The following is a 621-nucleotide window of genomic DNA, read 5'->3' on the forward strand; positions in this document are numbered from 1 at the left end:
CGTACTGTCTATAGCCATCTCTAGTGGTTGTGCGATAAGAGAGTATTTGGTCCTTCGGACAAATATAACAGTCATAATGCTCATCGTAGGTATATTCATACTTTTTCATGTATCCATCTTTAGTGCGAGGGCGAGTGTATGGCATCACGGGTCGAATTTCTTCTTCGAGTAGATAATGGGCAATTGGCGCAGTTTTATATCCAGCATCCACCGCAACAGCAGTGGGTTTTCCTATTTTCTCTTTCACTTCATTCACGAGAGTTTCCAGCATGCGGCTATCATGAACATTGGCTCCCGTAACTTGAGTGGCAAGAATAAAACCTTTGGCATCACAAGCTGTGTGAAAGGAATAGGCAAACTGTTTTTCCCTCTCATCTTTTACATAATAACCACTTTCCGGATCAGTAGTGCTTACTTTAATTTCTTTTGTTTCATTCTTTGTCTGAGGGGTGAAAGGCTTTTTTCCATGGGCTACCCTGTCTTCGTTTATTTCTTTATCCAATTGTTCTTGATAACACTTTGTTTCTACATTCACGACTTCTTTCGTAAATTTCTTTTTATTGGCGTTGGCTTTCACATGAGTCGAATCAATAAAGGCTACAGAGGGATCAACGAATCCTT

1 protein-coding gene is annotated in these 621 nt (G+C 40.3%); it reads right to left on the bottom strand.

Annotated features, from left to right (window positions below; genetic code table 11):
- Positions 1-621: transposase (locus LRP81_RS23150; protein WP_230505558.1), on the bottom strand; the 621-nt coding region annotated here is incomplete at both ends.

The sequence above is a fragment of the Sutcliffiella rhizosphaerae genome, assembly GCF_917563925.1.
Classification (GTDB): domain Bacteria; phylum Bacillota; class Bacilli; order Bacillales; family Bacillaceae_I; genus Sutcliffiella_A; species Sutcliffiella_A rhizosphaerae.